This is a genomic window from Mycetocola sp. BIGb0189, assembly GCF_024810155.1.
Lineage (GTDB): Bacteria > Actinomycetota > Actinomycetes > Actinomycetales > Microbacteriaceae > Mycetocola > Mycetocola lacteus.
On sequence record NZ_JANUED010000005.1, the window covers coordinates 273,700 to 294,083 of the forward strand.

The 20,384-nt window shown below is 65.7% G+C and carries 20 protein-coding genes; 6 read left to right on the forward strand and 14 right to left on the reverse strand.

The genetic code is table 11. The features are described 5' to 3' along the window. Positions 1-27 precede the first annotated feature (27 nt). Positions 28-1,035: a tryptophan--tRNA ligase gene (gene trpS, locus M2390_RS10055; RefSeq protein ID WP_259178444.1), complete on the forward strand. Its 1,008-nt coding sequence runs from the start codon at positions 28-30 to the stop codon at positions 1,033-1,035. Between the two features lie 97 nt (positions 1,036-1,132). On the opposite strand, the gene M2390_RS10060 is transcribed toward trpS, so the two are convergent. Continuing rightward, on the reverse strand, positions 1,133-1,822 hold the full coding sequence (locus M2390_RS10060) for a TetR/AcrR family transcriptional regulator (RefSeq protein ID WP_259178447.1): 690 nt from the start codon (positions 1,820-1,822) through the stop codon (positions 1,133-1,135). A 158-nt stretch (positions 1,823-1,980) separates the two neighbouring features. Between M2390_RS10060 and M2390_RS10065 the strand changes: the two genes are divergently transcribed. The 5 genes from M2390_RS10065 to M2390_RS10085 all read left to right on the forward strand — a co-directional run bounded on the left by M2390_RS10065 (position 1,981) and on the right by M2390_RS10085 (position 5,812). Beyond that, positions 1,981-2,409 carry an organic hydroperoxide resistance protein gene (locus M2390_RS10065; protein WP_030149052.1) on the forward strand — a complete coding sequence of 143 codons (429 nt, stop codon included), beginning with the start codon at positions 1,981-1,983 and terminating at the stop codon, positions 2,407-2,409. 109 nt (positions 2,410-2,518) lie between these two features. After that, on the forward strand, positions 2,519-3,772 hold the full coding sequence (locus M2390_RS10070) for an Nramp family divalent metal transporter (RefSeq protein WP_259178450.1): 1,254 nt from the start codon (positions 2,519-2,521) through the stop codon (positions 3,770-3,772). A 50-nt stretch (positions 3,773-3,822) separates the two neighbouring features. Next, entirely contained in the window at positions 3,823-4,365 is a 543-nt protein-coding gene (locus tag M2390_RS10075; RefSeq protein WP_259178451.1) for a winged helix-turn-helix domain-containing protein, read from the forward strand. Then, the gene (locus M2390_RS10080) at positions 4,362-5,441 is read left to right on the forward strand and encodes a serine hydrolase (RefSeq protein WP_259178452.1); all 1,080 of its coding nucleotides are present in this window, start codon (positions 4,362-4,364) and stop codon (positions 5,439-5,441) included. The genes M2390_RS10075 and M2390_RS10080 overlap by 4 nt, the downstream gene beginning before the upstream one ends. Then, entirely contained in the window at positions 5,438-5,812 is a 375-nt protein-coding gene (locus tag M2390_RS10085) for a hypothetical protein (protein ID WP_259178453.1), read from the forward strand. Before M2390_RS10080 ends, M2390_RS10085 begins: the two co-directional genes overlap by 4 nt. A gap of 89 nt (positions 5,813-5,901) precedes the next feature. Here M2390_RS10085 and M2390_RS10090 read toward each other — a convergent pair whose 3' ends face one another. From M2390_RS10090 to M2390_RS10150, 13 genes are all read right to left on the reverse strand, one after another. Further along, positions 5,902-6,147: a PLDc N-terminal domain-containing protein gene (locus tag M2390_RS10090; protein WP_259178454.1), complete on the reverse strand. Its 246-nt coding sequence runs from the start codon at positions 6,145-6,147 to the stop codon at positions 5,902-5,904. Between the two features lie 106 nt (positions 6,148-6,253). Beyond that, positions 6,254-7,768: a glycerol kinase GlpK gene (gene glpK, locus M2390_RS10095; protein WP_030149055.1), complete on the reverse strand. Its 1,515-nt coding sequence runs from the start codon at positions 7,766-7,768 to the stop codon at positions 6,254-6,256. 111 nt (positions 7,769-7,879) lie between these two features. Further along, complete coding sequence (locus M2390_RS10100; RefSeq protein WP_396822915.1) at positions 7,880-8,593, reverse strand: MIP/aquaporin family protein; 714 nt, start codon at positions 8,591-8,593, stop codon at positions 7,880-7,882. Between the two features lie 171 nt (positions 8,594-8,764). Next, the gene (locus tag M2390_RS10105; protein ID WP_259178458.1) at positions 8,765-10,498 is read right to left on the reverse strand and encodes a glycerol-3-phosphate dehydrogenase/oxidase; all 1,734 of its coding nucleotides are present in this window, start codon (positions 10,496-10,498) and stop codon (positions 8,765-8,767) included. Positions 10,499-11,104: 606 nt separating this feature from the next. Continuing rightward, the gene (locus tag M2390_RS10110) at positions 11,105-12,136 is read right to left on the reverse strand and encodes an NAD(P)-dependent alcohol dehydrogenase (protein WP_259178460.1); all 1,032 of its coding nucleotides are present in this window, start codon (positions 12,134-12,136) and stop codon (positions 11,105-11,107) included. A gap of 19 nt (positions 12,137-12,155) precedes the next feature. Then, positions 12,156-12,971: a DeoR/GlpR family DNA-binding transcription regulator gene (locus M2390_RS10115; protein WP_259178462.1), complete on the reverse strand. Its 816-nt coding sequence runs from the start codon at positions 12,969-12,971 to the stop codon at positions 12,156-12,158. A 24-nt stretch (positions 12,972-12,995) separates the two neighbouring features. Then, on the reverse strand, positions 12,996-13,805 hold the full coding sequence (locus M2390_RS10120) for a triose-phosphate isomerase family protein (protein ID WP_259178463.1): 810 nt from the start codon (positions 13,803-13,805) through the stop codon (positions 12,996-12,998). Positions 13,806-13,807: 2 nt separating this feature from the next. Next, on the reverse strand, positions 13,808-14,293 hold the full coding sequence (locus tag M2390_RS10125; RefSeq protein WP_259178464.1) for a ribose-5-phosphate isomerase: 486 nt from the start codon (positions 14,291-14,293) through the stop codon (positions 13,808-13,810). Then, positions 14,290-16,026, reverse strand: a complete 1,737-nt coding sequence (locus tag M2390_RS10130; RefSeq protein WP_259178465.1) for a dihydroxyacetone kinase family protein — start codon at positions 16,024-16,026, stop codon at positions 14,290-14,292. Before M2390_RS10130 ends, M2390_RS10125 begins: the two co-directional genes overlap by 4 nt. A gap of 41 nt (positions 16,027-16,067) precedes the next feature. Further along, positions 16,068-17,051: a D-ribose ABC transporter substrate-binding protein gene (locus tag M2390_RS10135; protein WP_259178466.1), complete on the reverse strand. Its 984-nt coding sequence runs from the start codon at positions 17,049-17,051 to the stop codon at positions 16,068-16,070. Positions 17,052-17,053: 2 nt separating this feature from the next. Continuing rightward, positions 17,054-18,154: an ABC transporter permease gene (locus tag M2390_RS10140; protein WP_259178467.1), complete on the reverse strand. Its 1,101-nt coding sequence runs from the start codon at positions 18,152-18,154 to the stop codon at positions 17,054-17,056. Beyond that, positions 18,151-19,722: a sugar ABC transporter ATP-binding protein gene (locus M2390_RS10145; protein WP_259178468.1), complete on the reverse strand. Its 1,572-nt coding sequence runs from the start codon at positions 19,720-19,722 to the stop codon at positions 18,151-18,153. The genes M2390_RS10140 and M2390_RS10145 overlap by 4 nt, the downstream gene beginning before the upstream one ends. Beyond that, on the reverse strand, positions 19,719-20,366 hold the full coding sequence (locus tag M2390_RS10150; protein WP_259178469.1) for a DUF2291 domain-containing protein: 648 nt from the start codon (positions 20,364-20,366) through the stop codon (positions 19,719-19,721). The genes M2390_RS10145 and M2390_RS10150 overlap by 4 nt, the downstream gene beginning before the upstream one ends. Positions 20,367-20,384 lie beyond the last annotated feature (18 nt).

The window sequence follows — 20,384 nt, forward strand, 5'->3', positions numbered from 1 at the left end:
ATTTCGCTCGATTCTAAGGATTTCATCATGACCAACCCCCGCCTGTATTCCGGCATGCAGCCCTCCGCCGACTCGCTCCAGCTCGGCAACTATCTGGGTGCGCTCTCGCCGTGGAAGCGTCTGCAGGAAACCCACGACGCCTTCTTCTCGGTGGTCGACCTGCACGCGATCACCGTGCCGCAGGACCCGACCACGCTGCGCGAGAAGATCCGTCGCACCGCCGCACAGTACATCGCCGGTGGCATCTCCCCGGATAAGTCGACCCTGTACGTGCAGTCGCACGTGCCCGCGCACACCGAGCTGGCCTGGATCCTCAACACCATCACCGGTTTTGGTGAGGCCGGCCGGATGACCCAGTTCAAGGACAAGTCCAGCCGTTACGGTTCCGACGCAACCAGCGTGGGCCTGTTCGCCTACCCGGTCCTGATGGCCGCCGACATCCTGCTGTACCAGACCGAGGTGGTGCCGGTGGGCGATGACCAGCGCCAGCACGTCGAGCTGACCCGCAACCTCGCCGAGCGCTTCAACTCGCGCTTCGGCGAGACCTTCACCATCCCCACCGCCCACATCGGTGGCACCGAGGCCCGGATCTACGACCTGCAGAACCCCACCTCGAAGATGTCCAAGTCCGGGGAGTCCCCCGCGGGCATCATCTGGGTGCTGGATGACCCCAAGGTCAACGCCAAGAAGATCATGCGCGCGGTGACCGACGCCGATGGTGTGGTGGCCTTCGACCGCGAAAACAAGCCCGGCGTCTCCAACCTGCTGAGCATCTACTCGGGGCTCTCCGGCCGCACCGTCGAGGACATCACCGCGTCCTACGATGGCCAGGGCTATGGCGCGTTCAAGAAGGACCTCGCCGAGCTGGTGGCCGATACCCTGGGCCCGGTGCGCGAGCACGCCAACGAGCTCATGTCCGACCCCGCCGAACTCGACCGGCTACTCGCCCGCAACGCCGAGCGCGCCAGCGAGGTCGCCGAGGCCACCCTCGACACCGTGTACGACCGGATCGGGCTGCTGCGCCGCGCGCGCTAAACCCCGCACCCCACACACAGACACCCGGGCCGATCGGTCCGGGTGTTTGTGCGTCAAGGCGCGACGCATCGCTGGACCGATCGGTCCAGGCGGGCGTCTAGGTGCCCGCTCGAAGAATCGCGCGTCCCGCGGTGCGCAGCTGGGTCTCGATCTCTTCGGGGGTGTCCAGGTATCCGGCAAACATCGCACCGTCCCTGAGCATCAGGAGCTGGCGGGCAACCGGTTCGGCGGGCGCGATGCCCAGGGCGCGAACGGCGTCGGCGAGGGTGCCCAGGAGCCAGTCGCGGTGGGTCAGCACGGCCCGCCGGATCGGGTGCTCGGGTTCGGCATATTCGGCCGCGGCGTTGAGGAACACGCAGCCTCGGAAACCCGGGCGGCAACTCTCCACACCGATCACCCGGGCAAAGCCGGAGAGGAACAGTTCGGCCTGCTCGGCCGTGACGATGCGCACGGGTGGTTCTTCGGGCACCGCGTTCGCGACGCTCGCGCCGTCGGGGGCAAACAGGCGCGCCACCGATTCCTGGGCGCGCGCGGACTCGGCATCCAGGTAGGCGACGATCAGGTCGTCCTTGGTGGGGAAATGACGGTAGAAGGTGACCTTGGTGATGCCGGCGGCCGCGATGATTCGATCGGCGCTCACCGCACGGTACCCAAACGCGGGAAAGAGCGCGCCGGCGGCATCGAGGATGCGCTGACGCGCGCCGATCCGTACCGGTGCACCGGGAGTCTCGGCCTGTGCCACGGAGGACTCCGAGACAACCGTGCCTCGCGCCTGTACCTGCGTCATGTGTGCTCCCGTGCCGAACGGTTCCTGAATCGAAACCGAGAATCTGAGGTTGGACTTGCGTGTTGCCGAGTCCTGTTCCAGTATAGATCTTGTAGGTAGAGTGACTAGTTCGTCTACCTAGGAATTTTCCGAGAATCCACGTCAGAAGGACACAGATTATGAGCGAAACCCTGTACACCGCCGTAGCCACCTCGACCGGCGACGGCCGCGCCGGGGGCCACGTCGTCTCCAGCGACGGCAACCTCGACCTGGTCCTCGCGGTCCCCACCGAGATGGGTGGCCGTGGCGGCGGAACCAACCCCGAGCAGCTCTTCGCCGCCGGCTGGTCGGCCTGCTTCCACTCCGCCCTCAAGGCCGTGGCCGCCGCAGAGAAGATCACCCTGACCGACTCGGCCGTGGTGGCCGACATCTCGATCTTCCCCAACGGCCAGGGTGGATACGACCTCGGCGCAGCCCTCCACGTGGAAATCGCGGACATCGAGCAGGCCGAGGCCGAGCGCCTCGTGGGCCTCGCTCACCAGGTGTGCCCGTATTCCAACGCTACCCGCGGCAACATCAAGGTCGAGATCGAGACCGTCGTCGCCTAACGCCCTCCCCCAGGCATCACGGGCACCCGAGACTCTCTCGGGTGCCCGTTTTTTGATACCCGGGACGACATTTTTCGGTGCGCCGAAATTAACCTGCTAGTGTGAGCGCATGACCTCCGCAGCACCCGCCACCACGCGCCCGGCCCGCGCCCCCGAACGCCGACTCCTGGGCCTCCTCGGCCCGGCCTTCGTAGCCGCCATCGCCTATGTGGACCCGGGAAACGTCGCGGCCAATCTCTCCGCCGGCGCGGGCTACGGCTACCTGCTGGTCTGGGTTCTGGTACTGGCCAATGTCATGGCCGTGCTGGTGCAGTACCTCTCGGCCAAGCTTGGTCTGGTTACCGGCAAGAGCCTGCCCGAGCTGCTGGGACAGCGCATGCCGCGCGCCGGACGGCTGGCCTACTGGGTCCAGGCCGAGGTCATCGCCGCAGCCACGGACCTCGCCGAGGTGATCGGCGGTGCCATCGCCCTGAACCTGCTGTTCGGGACGCCGCTGCTGCTGGGTGGAATCATCGTCGGCGTGGTCTCGATGGTACTGCTGGCGATCCAGTCTCGCCGCGGCCAGCGTCCGTTTGAGTTTGTCATTTTGGGCATGCTGGTGATCATCACCATCGGCTTTGTGGGCGGCCTGTTCTTTTCCCCGCTGGACTGGGGTGGCGTGGCCGGCGGACTGGTTCCGCGCTTCGAGGGCACCGAGACGGTCCTGCTGGCCGCGAGTATGCTCGGCGCCACGGTCATGCCGCACGCGATCTACGTCCACTCGGCCCTCGCCCGCGACCGCCACGGCGTGAGCACCAACCCCGGCCGAATCCGCCGCCTCCTAAAGGCCACCCGGTGGGATGTGGGACTCGCGCTCGTACTGGCCGGAGGCGTGAACATCGCGATGCTCCTGCTCGCGGCCTCGGCCCTGCCCGGCGTCGCGGGCACCGACACCATCGAGGGTGCCCATGCGGCCATCACCGCGGCCCTCGGCCCGGTGGTCGGCGTGGTCTTCGCCGTGGGACTGCTCGCCTCGGGCCTCGCCTCCACCTCGGTGGGCTGCTACGCGGGGGCCACGATCATGGACGGGCTGCTGCACGTGCGCATCCCCCTCCTGATACGCCGGGTCATCACCATCATCCCCGCGCTGATCGTGCTGGGCGTGGGTTTTGACCCCACACTGGCGCTGGTGCTCAGCCAGGTTCTGCTCTCGGTGGGCATCCCCTTCGCCCTGATTCCACTGGCCTACCTGACCGCCAAGCGCTCGCTGATGGGTGAGTTTGTGAACCGACTCCCGATGCGCATCATCACCGCGATCGTGGTGGCCGCCATCGTCCTCCTCAACATCGCGCTGATCTACCTCACCCTCACGGGCGCGGCATGATTCCATATTCCGATTTTACTTAAATTACGTAATATTGATAATTTAGATGCATGACCTCCCCTCATGACACCCCCACCCCCTCCTATGAGGCCCGCCTCGCGGCGCTCGAAGCCGCGGTCTTCGGCGACGCCGAAAACCCACCCACCCACGCGCAGCCGGCCGGGCCATTGTGGGCCCTCGACTTCATGCGCGACACCCTCCCCGACGTTTCCGCGGTGTTCCTGGCCGGCCGCATCGTTCCCGAAGAGACCGACCGGGCCGCCGGCGCAAACCCGCTGGAATGGCAGTACGGTCTGGAAACCGAGCACGTCCTCGACATGCCCTGGACCGAGCCGAGCATCGCCGATTCGTTTGCCGCGCTGGCCAGCCCCATCCGCCTGCGCTTCCTGCAGGAAATCCTACTGGGCACCGACACCGTCGCCGAGCTGGCCAACCTTGAGGGTGTGGGAACCAGCGGGCAGGTGTACCACCACCTCTCCCAGCTCCAGTCGGCCGGCTGGCTCCGGCAGACGGTGCGGGGACACTACGGTGTCCCGCATGCTCGGGTGATCGCGCTCTATGCAATGATCATCGCCACCGGAGGTGTCTCGTGAATCGACCGGGAATCATCGCGCTCGGCACGGGTGTTGCCGCGCTGCTGATCGGATCACTCGCACTGCCCAACGTACTCACCCCCTCCACCGAGAAGACCGGCGATCAGGCACTCGCCACCCGCCTGTTGGAGCTGGCTGAGGCGAGCACCGAGGGGCAGTATCACCACCTTTCGGCAGCGATCATCACCCCCGAGGGCACCACCTTTGCCGGTCTCGGCGCGGATGAGAATACCGAGATGGAGATCGGCTCGGTCACCAAGACGATGACCTCGCTGCTCCTGGCACAGGCCGCGCAGTCCGGTGCCGTAGCCCTGGATGATCGGGCCGGTGACCACCTCCCACTGGGCGATCAGCCCTTCACCCTGGAGGACCTGGCGACCCACCGCTCGGGCCTGCCCCGCATTGATCTGTCCGCGGGAAACACTGCAAACCTGCTGTGGAGCCAGGTGCACGCGAGCGACCCGTACTCACTGAGCGTGGACGAGCTCGCGGCGGTGGTCCGCGAGGCACCGCTCGAGGAGCCCGGAACCGTCTCGTACTCCAACATGGGTGTGGGCGCTCTCGGTCAGGCCGTGGCCGCGGCGCAGGGCCTCTCCTACCGCGACCTTCTGCAGCGCGACGTGTTCGACCGTCTCGGCATGACCGCCAGCAGCCTCCCGGTCACCCCCGATAATCTCGGACCCGATGCCCGCGGCGGATATACCGAAACCGGACGTCCGGCCAAGCCGTGGACCGTGGGGGCCGAGGCACCCTCGGGCGGCGCACGTTCCACCGCCACCGACATGGCGCGCTATGCCCGCGCGCTGCTCACCGATGATGCGGCCCTGGGGATTCCGGCGGCCACGGTCCTGGACCCCCGCCACGAGGTGGCCGAGGGTGCGCAGATCGGACTCGCCTGGTTTGTTACCCAGGATGAGGACCGCACGATCACCTGGCACAACGGCGGAACCGGTGGACACCGCACCTTCCTTGTCCTCGACCGCGAGGCACGGAAGGCCGTCTATGTGATCGGTGACACCACCGCCTCGGTGGATGGTATCGGTCTGGCCCTGCTGCGCGAGGAGAACAACTCATGAGCCTGTTTATGCCCATCCTGGGTGCCGTCCTGCTGGTCCCGTTCCTGATCGCAGGGATCCCCAAGCGTCGCCCCTCGAAGCGGAGGGCTACCAAGCCGCCGCGAAGCCGTGATCGACTGAGCCTGATCAGTGGTGCCGTGGGCATCCTGGTGATCCTGGTTGTGGTTCGCCAGATGGGAACCTGGACTCCGGAAACCCTGTGGTCCTGGTTCGCGCTGGTCGCCCTGGCGGCCCTGGCACTCGCGGGTATGGCCTTCCGCGGATATTCCCGGCCGTGGATTCGCCCGGATCGCCCCGCGCCCGTGCGGATCGGGGTCACCAGTGTCATCGCCCTGATCGGTGCCGCGGCGGTGGGCACGCTGACCCTCTAGCGAATCGCTCCACGGGGAAATCGCTCCCCGAGGGCACACCCCGTGAGAAACCTCCCCACGCGGAGAGTACCTACGGGAAAATACCTCCGCTAGGAGAGCGCCCCCGAAGCCCGGCTTCGGGGGTTCTTGCGTACCCGGCGCACAATCCGGTCCAGGGTCCAGGCGACCAGGGTGAGCACGTGCAGAAGGACCAGCAGCACAATCCAGATGACCTTCTCCGAGGTTCGCATCTGGCGATCATTCGCGGTGACCACGATGGCGTACACCCAGTACACAAACAGCGCGAGGATTCCCAGCAGAACCGGCAGATGCCAGCCCATCAGCAGATTAGACACGGTGTTCCCCACTCCCCCTCGGCACATCCGAGTAGCTACACCCTAGCGAAAAACCGCCGCCCCCACTGGAATCCAGTGGGGGCGGCGGCAGGTGAAAACTCGCGAACTAGTTCACGTCCTCGTCAACCCAGTCGAAGGTCTTGGTGACGGCCTTCTTCCAGTTGCGGTACAGACGGTCGCGCTCGCCCTTGTCCATGCTGGGCTCCCAGCGCTTGTCTTCCTGCCAGTTCTTGGCCAGGTCGTCGGTGTCCTTCCAGAATCCGACGGCCAGACCAGCGGCGTAGGCGGCACCCAGCGCGGTGGTCTCGGCAACCACTGGGCGGACAACCGGGACACCCAGGATGTCGGCCTGGAACTGCAGCAGGAGGTCGTTGGCGGTCGCGCCACCGTCCACGCGCAGCTCGGTCAGGTCCACACCGGCGTCGGCGTTCACGGCGTCCAGCACCTCGGCGGTCTGGTAGGCGATAGCCTCCAGCGCGGCGCGGGCGATGTGACCCTTGTTCACGAAGCGGGTCAGACCCACCAGTGCACCACGGGCATCCGAACGCCAGTACGGAGCGAACAGACCCGAGAAGGCGGGGACGAAGTAGGCACCACCGTTGTCCTCCACGCCACGAGCCAGTTCCTCAACCTCGGCGGCCGAGGAGATCAGACCCAGGTTGTCGCGCAGCCACTGCACCAGCGAACCGGTCACGGCGATCGATCCCTCGAGCGCGTAGTGGGTGGGCTGGTCACCGATCTTGTATCCGATGGTGGTCAGCAGACCGTTCTCCGAGTGGATGATGTCCTCACCGGTGTTGAAGATGAGGAAGTTACCGGTGCCGTAGGTGTTCTTAGCCTCACCCTTGTCGAAGGCTGCCTGACCGAAGGTCGCGGCCTGCTGGTCACCCAGGATTCCGGCGATCGGGGTCTCGCGCAGCAGCGAGTGGCTGTCGGCGTGACCGTAGACCTCGGAGGAGGACTTCACGGTCGGCAGGAGCGACTTGGGCACATCGAAGGCGGCGAGGATCTCGTCGTCCCACTCGAGGGTCTCCAGGTTGAGGAACAGGGTACGCGAGGCGTTGGTCACGTCGGTGACGTGCACACCGCCCTCGACACCGCCGGTCAGGTTCCACAGCACCCAGGTGTCGGTGGTTCCAAAGAGCAGGTCGCCGGCCTCGGCACGCTCACGAGCGCCCTCGACGTTTTCCAGGATCCAGACGATCTTGGTACCGGAGAAGTAGGTGGCCAGGGGCAGACCCACGGTCTTCTTGAAGCGCTCCACGCCACCGTCGGCCGCCAGGCGGTCCACGATGTCCTGGGTACGGGTGTCCTGCCACACGATGGCGTTGTAGACGGGCTCACCGGTGTTCTTGTCCCAGATGACCGCGGTCTCACGCTGGTTGGTGATACCGATCGCCGCGATGTCGTGGCGGGTCAGGTTGGCCTTGGACAGTGCCTGTCCGATGGCCTCACGGGTGTTGTTCCAAATTTCGTTCGGGTCGTGCTCAACCCAACCAGCCTTGGGGAAAATCTGCTCGTGCTCAAGCTGTCCGGTCGAGACGATGCTCCCGGAGTGGTCAAAAACAATTGCACGCGACGAGGTGGTTCCCTGGTCAATCGCGATGACGTAGTCAGCCATTTGCTTAACTCCTTATTTCAAAAACTGCGGTGTCTGTGAGGGGGGAATACTACGAGGGTGGCACGGGCGGATGCATGTTTGCCGTGCATCCGCCCGAACCGAGGTGTTAAGTTAGGCTCCGACGATCGGGAGCAGGACCGGGGAGAGCACACCGGCGAGAACACCACCGATGATCGGACCCACAACGGGAACCCAGGCATAGCCCCAGTCGCTGGAACCCTTGCCCTTGATCGGCAGGATGGCGTGAGCGATACGCGGACCGAGGTCACGTGCGGGGTTGATGGCGTAGCCGGTGGGGCCACCCAGCGAGGCACCGATACCCACAACCAGGAAGGCAACGGGCAGTGCGCCCACGGCTGCCAGACCACCGGTTTCACCCTGGTGGTTGAAGCCGAGGATCACGATGACCAGCACGAAGGTCGCGATGATCTCGGTGATGAGGTTCCAGGTGTAGGAGCGGATCTCCGGGCCGGTCGAGAAGACGCCGAGCTTGACGCCCTTGTCCTCGGTGGCATCGAAGTGCTTCTTGTAGGCCAGATACATGAAGATCGAACCGATAATGGCACCGATCAACTGCCCACCAAAGTAGGTGAATGTGGCACCGACGCTGACCGGCACGTGCGGTGCATAATCAGCGGCACCGGAGGTAAGAATACCCAGCGTCACCGCGGGGTTCAGGTGTGCACCCGAGTTGAATGCGACGATCACACCGGCGAAGACCGCGAGGCCCCAACCGAAGTTGATCATCAGGGTGCCGCCGCCAAGACCCTTGGACTTGGCCAGCAACACGTTTGCAACTACACCCCCACCAAGCAGGGTGAGCATTCCCGTACCGAAAGCTTCGGAGAGAAAGACCGTTCCTAAAGATACGTCCACGTTGACCTTCCTTTTCTATTTCGTGGCGACCCCTGGTCGCCGCGTTGGTGTGTGAGTCCCGGATCGGAGCCGCCACCGACTCTCGTCGGTGGCGGCCCCTAAGCCCGGACTGAGCGAACCCTAGGCGCTCACCGGGGTCTTCCCGCCAGCGCGGGAATCGGTGATGCCGTGAGCCCAGCTCAGGTATTCTGCGGCCCGAGCGATTTCTCGTTCGGTCGCCTCGGTGTCCCAGCCCAGTGACGACGCAATGGCCTCGGCCACTTCGACGAGGACCGCGTGCGAGCTCCGACCGGTGAAGGCGAGGCTCGTGCGGCGCTGGATGACATCAAGCAGGGTGACCACGCGCTCTTCGGTGGCCAAAATGGTGAGCTCCTCGGCGCTGTAGTCCGGGGCGGTGGCGAGCATGTGCTCATCCGCCGGGAGCTGAGCGATGAGGGCGGCGGCACGGGTGCCGTAGCGCTCAAGCAGTGCGTCGGCACGCTTGTCGGAGACCAGGCCGCGGTTGGCGGATACCCAGCGGGCGCGGGCTGCGTCATCGCGGGGGTAGTCCTTACCGCCACCGATCGCCATACCGGCGGTGGAAACCTTGCGCTCGAGACCCAGGACCTTCAGCACGTCTCCGGAGAGGTGCTCGGCCAGGGCGCGGAACGTGGTCCACTTTCCACCGACGAGGCTCAGCAGCGGGGTCTTACCCACGGCGGTCTCGACGATGCGGTAGTCACGGGAAACAAAGCCGGGCTGGGTGTCACCGTGACCGGGCAGCGGGCGGATGCCACTGAAGCGGTAGATGATCTGCGAGCGGTCCACCGAGATCTTGGGGAAGACGTGCTTAACCAGGTCGAAGAAGTAGTCAACCTCTTCCTCGGTGCAGACGGCGGCCTCACGCGGGTCGGCGTTGATGTCGGTGGTGCCCACCATGACCTTGCCCTTGAGCGGGTAGATCAGCACGATGCGGCCATCGTTGTGCTCAAAGAAGATCTCGCGGCCACCGGTGGCGGCGAGCAGCTCGTCGTTTTCCAGCACGATGTGCGACCCCTTGGTGCCACCCATGTAGGTGGTCGGGGTGCCGAAGGCACCGTTGGTGAGGTCGGTCCAGGGACCGGAGGTGTTGACCACGACGTCGGCGGTGAAGTCGAACTCCTCGCCGGTGACGCGGTCGCGCAGGGTGATCGCACCGGACTCGGTGGATCCCACGGCCTCAACGTAGTTGACGGCGCGGGCGTGGTCGCCGGCGGCCAGACCATCGTGCATGACGTCGAGAGCCAGGCGCTCGGGGTCGTGCATCGAGGCGTCGAAGTAGGTGGCGGTGTACTTGAGGCCCTGGTTGAGCTGCGGCAGCTCGGCGAGGGTCTTCTTCTTGCCCAGGAAGCGGTGACGCGGAACCGAGCCGCCGTCACGGGAGAAGGAGTCATACATGATGAGCCCCATCTTGATGAGCGCGGCACCGCGCTCCTTCGGCTTGCCCTGCTTGTGGGTCAGGAAGCGCATCGGAGCGGAGACCATGCCCGAGAAGGTCGAGAAGATCGGCACGGTGGTGGGCAGCGGCTTGACGTAGTGCGGGGCGATCTTGATCAGGGAGTTGCGCTCCTGAACCGATTCCTGCACGAGTCGGAACTCGCCGTTCTCCAGGTAGCGAATACCACCGTGGATCATGTGGCTCGAGGCGGCCGAAGCGCCCGAGCAGAAGTCGTTACGCTCGATCAGGGTCACGTTGACTCCCTGAAGGGCGAGGTCGCGGAAGGTGGCAATCCCGTTGATACCGGCACCGATAATCAGTACGTTGGCTCGCGGCTCTGCGCGGACAGCCTCTACCGTGGTGCGAGCGGTGCCCGGGTTCCCTACCTGATCCTGCATGGTGTTACCCCTTTTCGAAACTTTCGATTTCCCCCGGCAGCGGCATCCCCGCCGTCGGTTCTTTCCGATTGTGACCCACCTGCACAAAACGCGCAAAGCCGATGCACGAATGTGCACGAGCCCGATAACACATGTTCTTGGATCACAACTTAGTAGCCGTCATGCGCTTTGCATAGGGGTTTTCCGCATCGTTACGCGGAGCGTCATCGACCAATCGCACCCCATTCACCCACGCACACCCCGCCCCCTGTCCCCCAAAAGTGGTTCCCGAATGCGCCACAGAAACATTTAAAAAACACACATCTACCCAATCTTGGTGCACAATTTCTCAACGACCGTTATCCAGGTGAACGGACGGTAAACGCCCCGTAGCCCGCGGAAATAAGCGGATCTTATGCAGAGCTTCGTGGCCGAGTCGCGAACCGGTCACACGGTGCTGCGTGCCCAAAACGGCCGATTTTGAGTCAAAAACCGCGCGCGGAGGTGCAAGATATACCTCTTCCCGCATTCATCACCCGCTAGTGCAATGTCCCCCATGACACGCAAAACGCCCCGGCGGGCATCCACACGAGGAGTGGATGCCCGCCGGGGCGGGTGATGAAATTGTTAGGCGTTGGGAGTGACCACCGACTTGAGTGTCTGCGGGTCGCGGGTCGAGTTCAGGGCCTCGGCCACCCGGTCCAGACCGAAGCGGCCGGTCACCAGGGCATCGAGGTCCACTCGGCCACTCGCGACCAGATCTATGGCGAGCGGCCAGGTGTTGTTGTAGCGGAAGATCCCGGTGACCACGAGCTCACGGTTCTGGATCGTACTCACCGGCAGCGGAATCTCGGTGGGACCCATGCCCACCAAAACCACGGTGCCGCCGGGGCGCACCTCGCCGAAGCCCGAGCGCACGGCCGCGGGCGCACCCGAGGCATCCACAAACGCATCCACGTCGAGGCCCAGGCTACCTACCGGCTCATTCAGCGCGTCGATCGTGCGGGTTGCCCCGAAGCGTTCAGCCTGGGCTCGGCGCTGCGGATCCACGTCGGTCACGATGATCTCGCTCGCACCGTAGGCCCGTGCGACCTGCGCGGTCACGATTCCGATCGGTCCGGCCCCGGTGATCAGCACCCGCGAGCCCGCCGTGAACCCGGCCTTGCGGGCGGTCGCGATGGCCACCGAGAGCGGCTCCAGCAGCGCGGCTGCCTCAAGCGAGACGTGGTCGGGAACCCGGTGGGCGAAGTGGGACTGAATGGTGGCGTACTGGGCAAAGGCTCCGTCCACCCCGGGCACCGCATAGAACTCCATGTTCGGGCACAGGTTATAGGAACCCGAAAGCGATTCCCGCGATGTGGGGTCCGGCCGCTGCGGCTCGATCGAGACCCGCTCGCCGATCCGCGCCGGATCCACCGCGGATCCCACGGCGACAATGACCCCGGCCGATTCGTGCCCCAGCACGAGCGGCTCGGTCACCTCCCAGTCGCCCAGCTTTCCCTCATGGAAGAAGTGCACGTCCGAGCCGCACACCCCCACCGCCTCGATTCGAATGAGTACCTGATCGGGATCGGGTACCGGAACCGCGCGCTCCTGCAGTTCCAGGGTTTCGGCTTCGAGCAGGACGCTCGCGCGCATCGTTTCGGGGAGGTGGGACATGGTTACTCCTTCATTGGATCTAACTGAGTTGGGTGGGGTGGTCCGGCACCGCCGGGGCCACCACGATGTTGATGCCCTCGGCACGCAGTGCCGAAATCTCCGCCTCGGACATGCCGGCGTCCACAATCACGACGTCGAACTCACTGAGGTCGGCCAGGGCGTGCAGGGCACGTCCCTTGAATTTGGTGTGGTCCACCAGCAGAATCTTGGTGCCGGCGGCATCCAACATCGCGCGCTTGGTGTCCACGGTTTCGGGGGCTTGGAAATACAGGGTGCCGTCGGTGATCGCCGGTGCCGACATGATCAGCACGTCGCCACGCAGCTTATGAATGGCGTCGTTAGTCATCCGGCCCATAAACGATCCGCACCAGTTGTGGAACGTGCCGCCGAGGGCGATCAGCGAGATTCGGGGCATCGTGCCCACCTCGTTGACCACAAACAGCGAGTTGGTGATGACGGTGAGTGGGGTGCGCTCACGCAGCAGCGGAACGATTTGCAGCACGGTGGTGGAATCATCCAGGAACACCGACTGCCCCGCTTCGACGTACTCCAGCGCGGTGGCCGCCATCGCCCGCTTGGTTGCCAGACGCTGACCCTGCCGATAGACGATGCTGGATTCCACCAGGGTCGAGGCGAGAGCCGTAGCTACCCCGCGAGACTTCCGCAGGATTCCCCGTTCGACCAGCTCGTCCAGGTCGCGGTGCACGGTCATCAGCGAGATATCAAAGCGTGCTGCCAGATCCTCGATGCGCAGCGCACCGTGCTCCATCACCGCCTGTGCGATCGCGTCGCGACGGTCATCACGCTTGAGGTTCCGTGCGTTTTTCGCGGTCATTCTCTTCCCCGTTCTCTGCCTCGGCTATCGATTAGCGCTCTCATCCCGCGGATCAGGGGACGCGTGCTCTCGGGAGTCGCCTTCTACCAGGATGCCGCGTAACGCCTCCGGATCGTGCGCAAACCGGCCCAAAAACACGCCGTCTGCGTCGTTACCGAGGTCCGCCAGGACGCCGGGTCCGGCACTTCCCCCATAGATTACCGTGCCGGTCCCGATCCGAGAGTCTCCGGACACCGCGGCGCGCAGAGCCCGGCATACGGCCCGCACATGGGCGGGATCGGCGGGGGTCTGCGCCCCGATTGCCCACACCGGTTCATAGGCCACGACGATCTCCTCGATCGGTGCCGAGAGCAGCGCGAGCGCCGAACCGAGTTGGCCCAGGCTCGCGGTGATCGCCTGGTCGATATCGCCGCGCTCGGTCTCTCCCACGCAGAGGATCGGTACCAGACGATTACGCCGGGCGGCCTCAACCTTTCGGGCCACGGTTTCCGCGTCCTCCCCAAAGAGTGAGCGCCGTTCGGCATGACCAATCTCCACGTACCGGCAGCCCAGCTCGTCGAGGGTTTTCCCACTCACCTCGCCGGTGAACGCGCCCCGGTCCTGCCAGTAGAGGTTCTGCGCGCCCACCTGAACCGGGGTGCCCACGGCAATTTGCAGCGCCGCCTCCAACGACACAAACGTCGGCAGAATCACCACGGTGGTGCGGCCATCGCGGACACCGGGATCGGTTCGGGCGATATCCACGACCGCCTGGGCCCACTCCCGCGTCTCCTCGTGTCCGAGATACATCTTGAGGCTCACCCCGATGAACGTCTTACCGTGCCCCACGCTCACGCCTACGACTCGGGGGTCGAGCCGGCATGGGAATGCTCGTACTCGGTGATCTCGGCCACCTTGTCCGCCGAGGCGGAGGCGACATCGAAGCGGTAGTCAAGCCATTCTCGGGCAAGCCGGCGGGCGAGTTCGAGACCGATCACGCGCTGGCCAAAGGTCAGAATTTGCGCGTTGTTGCTCAGGACCGCGCGCTCCACCGAGAAGCTGTCGTGGGCGGTCACCGCTCGAATCCCCTCGACCTTATTGGCGGCGATCGCCACCCCCAGGCCCGTGCCGCACACCAGCAGCGCGCGGTCGGCCTCGCCGCGGGCGACCATCTCGGCGGCGGCAATCGCGATGGTCGGATAGGCGCTGCCTCCGGCCGCGTCCACCCCCACATCGAACACCTCGGACACACCCTCGTGTGCCGAAAGATCCGCCTTGAGGACCTCCTTATAGTCGAAGCCGGCGTCGTCCGAGCCGACCACGATACGCAGCGTGTTGGTCATGAGTTCTCCTTGATAGCGGTGGTCTGAGGGGTTGCCGCGCGGGCAATCGCGGTGGCGATGAGTGCCAGCGAGATGGCACCGGGATCGGGGGTGCCGAGTGCCTTTTCCGCGTGCGGGCGGGCTCGGCCCATCCGCGGCAGCAGGTCGGCCGTGGCGCGGGCCACGGTGGTGGAGTGCGCCGAGGCGGCCACGGCGGCGTCCTCCAGGGATGCTCCGGAGGCCACCTCGGCGGCAAACGATTCGGCGAGGGCGACCAGGGCGTCCACCATGGTTTTGTCACCGGGCTGGGCACCGCCGACCCGCATCACCGCATCGCTGGCGGCGGTCACCGCCCGGGCAAGCCGCGCGGCATCGGGCACCTCGGTGTCGCCGAGTTCCCGGCCCACGGAGGTGAGGATCGTCCCCCAGAGCGCACCCGAGGTGCCGCCGGCGCGGTCGGCCCAGGCATCCCCGGCGGCGCTCAGCAGGGATGCGAGCCCCGCACCGTCGGCGAGCGCGGCGTCCACCGAATCGGCGGCCGCGCGAGATCCGCGCTGCATGCCGATGCCGTGGTCGCCGTCTCCGGCCACCGCGTCGAGGCGGCCCAGCTCATCGACGTGCTCATCCACGGTGTCGGCGATCACCGCGATGAGACGGCCGGCCAGCGGGGCGAGCGCCCGGGACTCGGCACTCGCCTCGGTGGTCCGGGTGACGGCGGCGAGCGCCTCCGCCTCGGTGACCCGCTCCCCCACCACGAGCGCGTGGCCCTTGCGGTAGGCGGGGGCGTGAGCCGGGGTAGCCCAGAGCGCTTCGAGTTCGGCATCCACCCAGAACACGCTGAGCGAGACCCCGGCCATCTCGAAGCTGGTGACCAGCTCGCCCACCTCGGGTTCCACGATGGTGATCGCGTCCCGTTCGGCGAGCAGTCGAATCTCCCGGTACAGCACAAACAGTTCCTCGTGCTTGACCGAGCCCAGGCCGTTGATCAGCACAACCGCCCGCGCACCCGTCCCCGCGGGGGCTTCGGCGCGCACCCGGTCCCACAGCAGCGCGGCGAGCGCATTCGCGGGCAGAAGATTGTCTTCCCCGATTCCCGGTTCGCCGTGGATTCCCATGCCCACGGCCATCCGGCCCGCGGGAATGGTGAACAGCGGCTCCTCGGCACCGGGCAGGGTGGCCCCGCCAAACGCTACGCCCAGGGTGCGTACCCGCTCATTGGCACGCTGTGCAAGCGCGACCACCTCGGCCAGGGACGCCCCGGCCGCGGCGGCCGCCGCGGCAATTCTGAAGACCGCCAGATCCCCGGCCACCCCGCGGCGACGCTCCCGTTCGGAGGCGTCGGCGCTGGAGATGTCATCGGTCACCCGCACGGTTTCGCAGGGAATCCCCTCGGCCCGCAGCCGGTCCTGAGCCTGGGTGAAGTTCAGCACGTCGCCGGCGTAGTTCCCGTAGCTCAGCAGCACTCCGCCACCGTTTTCCACGGACTTGGCGACGGTATAGATCTGCAACGCCGAGGGCGAGGCAAACACGTTACCGAGGGCCGCACCGTGGGCCAGGCCCGCCCCCACCAGGCCGCCGAAGGCCGGGTAGTGGCCCGAACCGCCGCCGATCACCACGGCGACCTGGCCGGCCGGGGTCCGGGTTGCCCGGGCCACCCCACCGGGGACCGCCCGCAGAATATCCGAATAGAGGTCAACGAATCCGGCGGTGGATTCCTCGGCAAAACTCCGTGCCGAGTTAAAGATGTAGGCCATGCCTGGCTCCTTAGGTTAGAGGGGATCGGGAAGACTTCGCGCTATCCCTTGCGCTGGAAGTCCACCCACTCGCTGGCGGTTTCCTTGGTCACCAGGAAGCAGTCAAAGCTCTGCTTTTCGTCCTTGACACCGGTCTTGCCGGTCTTCAGGAACTCGTCGATCTGCTTCACCACGGCGGTGGAGAAATCCACCACCGGCTGCACCACGGTGTAGGCGAGTTCGCCGGCGCCCACGGCGGTGACCGCATCCGGGGCACCATCAAAGCCACCCACCACCACGCGGTCGAGCATGCCCGCCTGCTTCAGGGCGGCGATCGCGCCGAGAGCCATCTGGTCGTTCCCGGAAATCACGCCCTTGATGTCGGGGTGAGCCTGCAGCATCAGCTGCATCTTGTCGAAGCCCTTCTTCTGATCCCAGTCGGCGGTTTCCTGCTGGACCAGTTCCAGCTCGGGGAACTGGCCCAGGACCGAGGCGTAGCCGGTAGAGCGCACCTCGGCGTTGGTGTCGGTCGAGAGCCCCTTGAGCTCCACGTACTTACCCGAGTTCCCCATCGCCTGGACAAACTGCTGGGCACCCAGCACCGCACCCTGGGCGTTGTTGGAAACCAGCTGGGCCTTTGCCAGACCGGAGGTGTTGATCTCGGCGTTCACCAGGAACACCGGGATGCCCGCGTCGGTGGCCCGGCGCACGTTTCCGATCGAGGAGTCGGCCCCGGCGGGATCCAGCACGATCGCCACGGACTTATTGGAGATCGCCGTGTCGATCAGGTCGCTCTCCTTCTTGGGATCCTGGGCGTGCGAGGAGATGTTGACCTTATAGCCGAGCTTCTCCCCCTCCGCCTTGACCGTGTTGGCCTCGGTGGTCCAGTAGGGGTTATCCAGGGGGGAGGTGACCAGGGAGATCAGGCCACCCTTGGTGTCTTTGCCGTCCGCGGGCTTATCCGAGCCGCCCGCCGCGCACCCGCTCAGGGTGAGTGCGGCAAGTGCTCCGATGGCCAGCGCCTTTGCTGCCTTGCTGCGAAACATGGTTAGTCCTTTCCAGGAGTAGATGCCGCGCCAACCGACGCGGGCTTGGGAGAAACGATGGGGGTCTTGGCCTTGCGGGACTTGTACTCCACCGCGTTGAGCATCACCGCGAGCACGATGACCGCACCCTTGAAGACCATCTGCCAGTACTCGGAGACGCCGATGATGACCAGGCCGTCGGAGAGGAATCCGATCACAAACGCCCCGAGCAGGGTGCCGCGAATGGTGCCCTTTCCGCCCATCAGCGAGGCCCCACCGATGACCACCGCGGCGATCGCGGTCAGCTCATAGGAGTTCCCCGCCTGCGGGGTGGCCGAGGTGAGCTCGGAGGTGAGGATCAGACCGGCGATGGCGGCGAAGGCACCGGAGATCACGTACACGCTGATCTTCACGCGCTTGACCGGGATTCCCGAGAGTTCGGCGGCCCGCTCATTGCCTCCGGAGGCGTAGAGCCAACGGCCGAAGGGGGTCTTGTTGAGGGCAAAGCTCGAGCCACCGGCGATCAGGATCATCACGATCACACCCACCGGGACAAACAGGATGGTGTTGAACCCCACCCAGTCGAACCCGGTGTTGCCCAGGGTCTCGGATCCGCCGAGCTTGGGGAAGGTCAGACCGTTGGTGATCAGCAGCGCGATACCGCGGACCACGTACATCATGCCCAGGGTTGCCACAAACGGGGCGACCCTGAATTTAGAGACCAGGATGCCGTTCACGCTGCCCACCAGCGCACCGATCACAATCGAGATGATCACCACTACCCAGACCGCGGGATAGGCGACGGCCTCCCAGAAGGGCAGGTTCACCCCCTGCAACAGGTAGCCGGCCACCACACCCGAGAGGGCCACGGTTGAGCCCACCGAGAGGTCGATACCGGCGTTCAGGATGACCATCAGCATGCCGATCGCCAGGATCGCGTTGACGGCCACGTGCCGGGTCATCACCACGAGGTTATCCATCGTGAAGAAGTTCGGCGAGAGCGAGGAGAAGATAATGATGATGACCAGCAGCGCGATAAACGCCCGGCCCTCAAGCAGCAGGTGCCCAATCGATTTGCCCTCGGGCAGGAGTCCCCGCTTGGGCGAGGCGGCGGTGCGTGTCATTTCTCGGTTCCGTTCGTTGGTACGGTGTCGATCGCCTCACCGGAGGCGGCCATAATGTCTTCCTTGGTTGCCGTGTGCGAGCTGAACTCGGCCGCGAACTCGCCGCGGCGCATGACCAGCACACGGTTGGCGACGCCCAGGCACTCGATCACCTCGGAGGTCGTGAAGACCACCGCGAGGCCGGTAGCGGCGAGCTGGGCTAGCAGCGCAAACACCTCGGTTTTGGCACCGATGTCGATGCCGCGGCTGGGCTCATCCAGGAGCACCACCCGGGGCGAGGTCTGCAGGACCTTACCGATCACAACCTTTTGCTGGTTCCCTCCAGACAGGGAGGTAATCGGCGCATCGGGTCCGGCGGTTTTGATAAACAGGTCGCGGATCGAGGCCACGTTGCGCCGCTGCTCGGCCTGTGTACCCAGCACCACCCCGCGGGTGATCGCGCCGAGACTGGCCAGCGAGAGGTTGCGACCCACCGAGAGCGCCTGAATCATGCCGTCACGCTGCCGGTCCTCGGGGACCAGGGCGATGCCGTGCTCGATCCGCTGGGCGATGCTCATGCCGTTCAGGTCCGTGCCGTCCACGGTGACGGTGCCCGCCGCGGGGTCATCGCGCCCGGCGAGCGCCTCCAGGAGTTCGGTGCGGCCGGCCCCCATCAGGCCGTAGATGCAGACGATCTCCCCGCGGCGCACATCGAGGTCCACCCCGCGCACGGCCAGGCGTTCGGGATTGGAGCGGTCGGCCACGCTGAATCCGCGCAGGCTCAGCGCCACCTCGCCGAAGCCCGCCTCGTCTGGCGGAGTTCCCAGGTCAAAGTTTGCTCCGACCATCTGCCCGACGATCCAGGGCAGGTCGATATTTGCCACCGGTTCGGTGGCCACCAGGTTGCCGTCGCGGAAAACCACCGCATAGTCAGAGACCTGCAGGGCCTCCTCGAGGTGGTGGGAGATGTAGACGATCGCAACCCCGTTGGCGGTCAGATCATCAATGACCCGGAACAGGACCTCCACCTCGGAGGCCGAGAGCGCCGAGGTCGGCTCATCCATGATCAGGATGCGGGCGTTTTGAGACAGGGCGCGTGCAATCTCCACGATCTGCTGCTGCCCGATGCGCAGTTCCGACACCGGGGTGGCCGGGTCGATGTCCTCCTCCAAGCGCGTCATCAGTTCGCGCACCACGGCCGCCTCGGCGGCGAAGTCCACGGTGCCCGCGCGGGTCAGGATTTCCCGACCCATAAAGATGTTGTCGCGCACGCTGAGGTTCGGCGCGAGGCTCAGCTCCTGATGGATGATCGAGATACCCGCGGCCGCGGCGGCCCCGGTCGAGTCGAACGCCACCGGCTCGCCGTAGAGTTCCAGGCTGCCACCGGAGGGCTGCTCAACCCCGGAGAGAATACGCATCAGCGTGGACTTGCCCGCACCGTTCTCCCCGAACAGGGTGGTCACCCGGCCCTTGTGGATCTCGAAGTTCACACCCTTGAGCGCGCGGGTACCACCGTAGTTTTTGGTGACGTTGTGAGCCCGCAGGATCACATCCCCCACCGCGAAATCCTCGGGGGCGCGGACACTCACTGGGCCACCTCGATCGCTACCGGGGTGATCAGCAGGAAGCTCGGGTTCAGCGGCTGAAAGGCACCGGTCACGGTCACGGTTTTGCCCGGCAGACCCGCCGGATCCGTCTTGTCCAGCAGCTCGGTTTTCATCTGCTGGTTCAGCTTGTCACCCACGCTCTGGAAGTCCAGCTGGTTGGTGAACATCGCAAAGCCGATCTCCCCGGTCGCGTCGCGCAGGGCGGTGCCCATGAGCGCGGGGCCGGTCTGAACCGCCACGGTGGTGCCCTCGGGCAGACCCTCGACGGTGAGCGGGAGCTGGCCGTTGGCGGCCCGCTCCCCGGCCACGCCGGTGACCGTCACCGAGTAGGTCGCCGTGGGACCCTCGCCGATCGCATACTTCTTGGCGGCGGCAACCGGATCCTCGGCCAACGCCTGGGCGACCTCGGCAAGCGTAACGGCACGCTCGGTGATTCCCTCCACCACCACGTCACGATAGTGCTCGCTGGCGTAGGTGCCCGGGTCGATGCCGTCGGCGGTGGCCGCGGCCACATCCGCGGTCGAGATGACCCGGGTACCGAGGGCCATCAGGCCGATCAGAACCACGACGGATCCGGTGAGGATCCAGGTCCCGCGGCGCGATTTTTTGGTTGAAACGTGTGACACAGAATTTCCTGACTCGTC

Excerpts from the sequence above, each read along its gene's own strand:
- trpS (WP_259178444.1), top strand. The coding sequence starts at position 28 with ATGACCAACCCCCGCCTGTATTCCGGCATGCAGCCCTCCGCCGACTCG.
- M2390_RS10060 (WP_259178447.1), bottom strand. The coding sequence starts at position 1,822 with ATGACGCAGGTACAGGCGCGAGGCACGGTTGTCTCGGAGTCCTCCGTG.
- M2390_RS10065 (WP_030149052.1), top strand. The coding sequence starts at position 1,981 with ATGAGCGAAACCCTGTACACCGCCGTAGCCACCTCGACCGGCGACGGC.
- M2390_RS10070 (WP_259178450.1), top strand. The coding sequence starts at position 2,519 with ATGACCTCCGCAGCACCCGCCACCACGCGCCCGGCCCGCGCCCCCGAA.
- M2390_RS10075 (WP_259178451.1), top strand. The coding sequence starts at position 3,823 with ATGACCTCCCCTCATGACACCCCCACCCCCTCCTATGAGGCCCGCCTC.
- M2390_RS10085 (WP_259178453.1), top strand. The coding sequence starts at position 5,438 with ATGAGCCTGTTTATGCCCATCCTGGGTGCCGTCCTGCTGGTCCCGTTC.
- glpK (WP_030149055.1), bottom strand. The coding sequence starts at position 7,768 with ATGGCTGACTACGTCATCGCGATTGACCAGGGAACCACCTCGTCGCGT.
- M2390_RS10100 (WP_396822915.1), bottom strand. The coding sequence starts at position 8,593 with ATGCTCACCCTGCTTGGTGGGGGTGTAGTTGCAAACGTGTTGCTGGCC.
- M2390_RS10105 (WP_259178458.1), bottom strand. The coding sequence starts at position 10,498 with ATGCAGGATCAGGTAGGGAACCCGGGCACCGCTCGCACCACGGTAGAG.
- M2390_RS10110 (WP_259178460.1), bottom strand. The coding sequence starts at position 12,136 with ATGTCCCACCTCCCCGAAACGATGCGCGCGAGCGTCCTGCTCGAAGCC.
- M2390_RS10115 (WP_259178462.1), bottom strand. The coding sequence starts at position 12,971 with ATGACCGCGAAAAACGCACGGAACCTCAAGCGTGATGACCGTCGCGAC.
- M2390_RS10125 (WP_259178464.1), bottom strand. The coding sequence starts at position 14,293 with ATGACCAACACGCTGCGTATCGTGGTCGGCTCGGACGACGCCGGCTTC.
- M2390_RS10130 (WP_259178465.1), bottom strand. The coding sequence starts at position 16,026 with ATGGCCTACATCTTTAACTCGGCACGGAGTTTTGCCGAGGAATCCACC.
- M2390_RS10135 (WP_259178466.1), bottom strand. The coding sequence starts at position 17,051 with ATGTTTCGCAGCAAGGCAGCAAAGGCGCTGGCCATCGGAGCACTTGCC.
- M2390_RS10140 (WP_259178467.1), bottom strand. The coding sequence starts at position 18,154 with ATGACACGCACCGCCGCCTCGCCCAAGCGGGGACTCCTGCCCGAGGGC.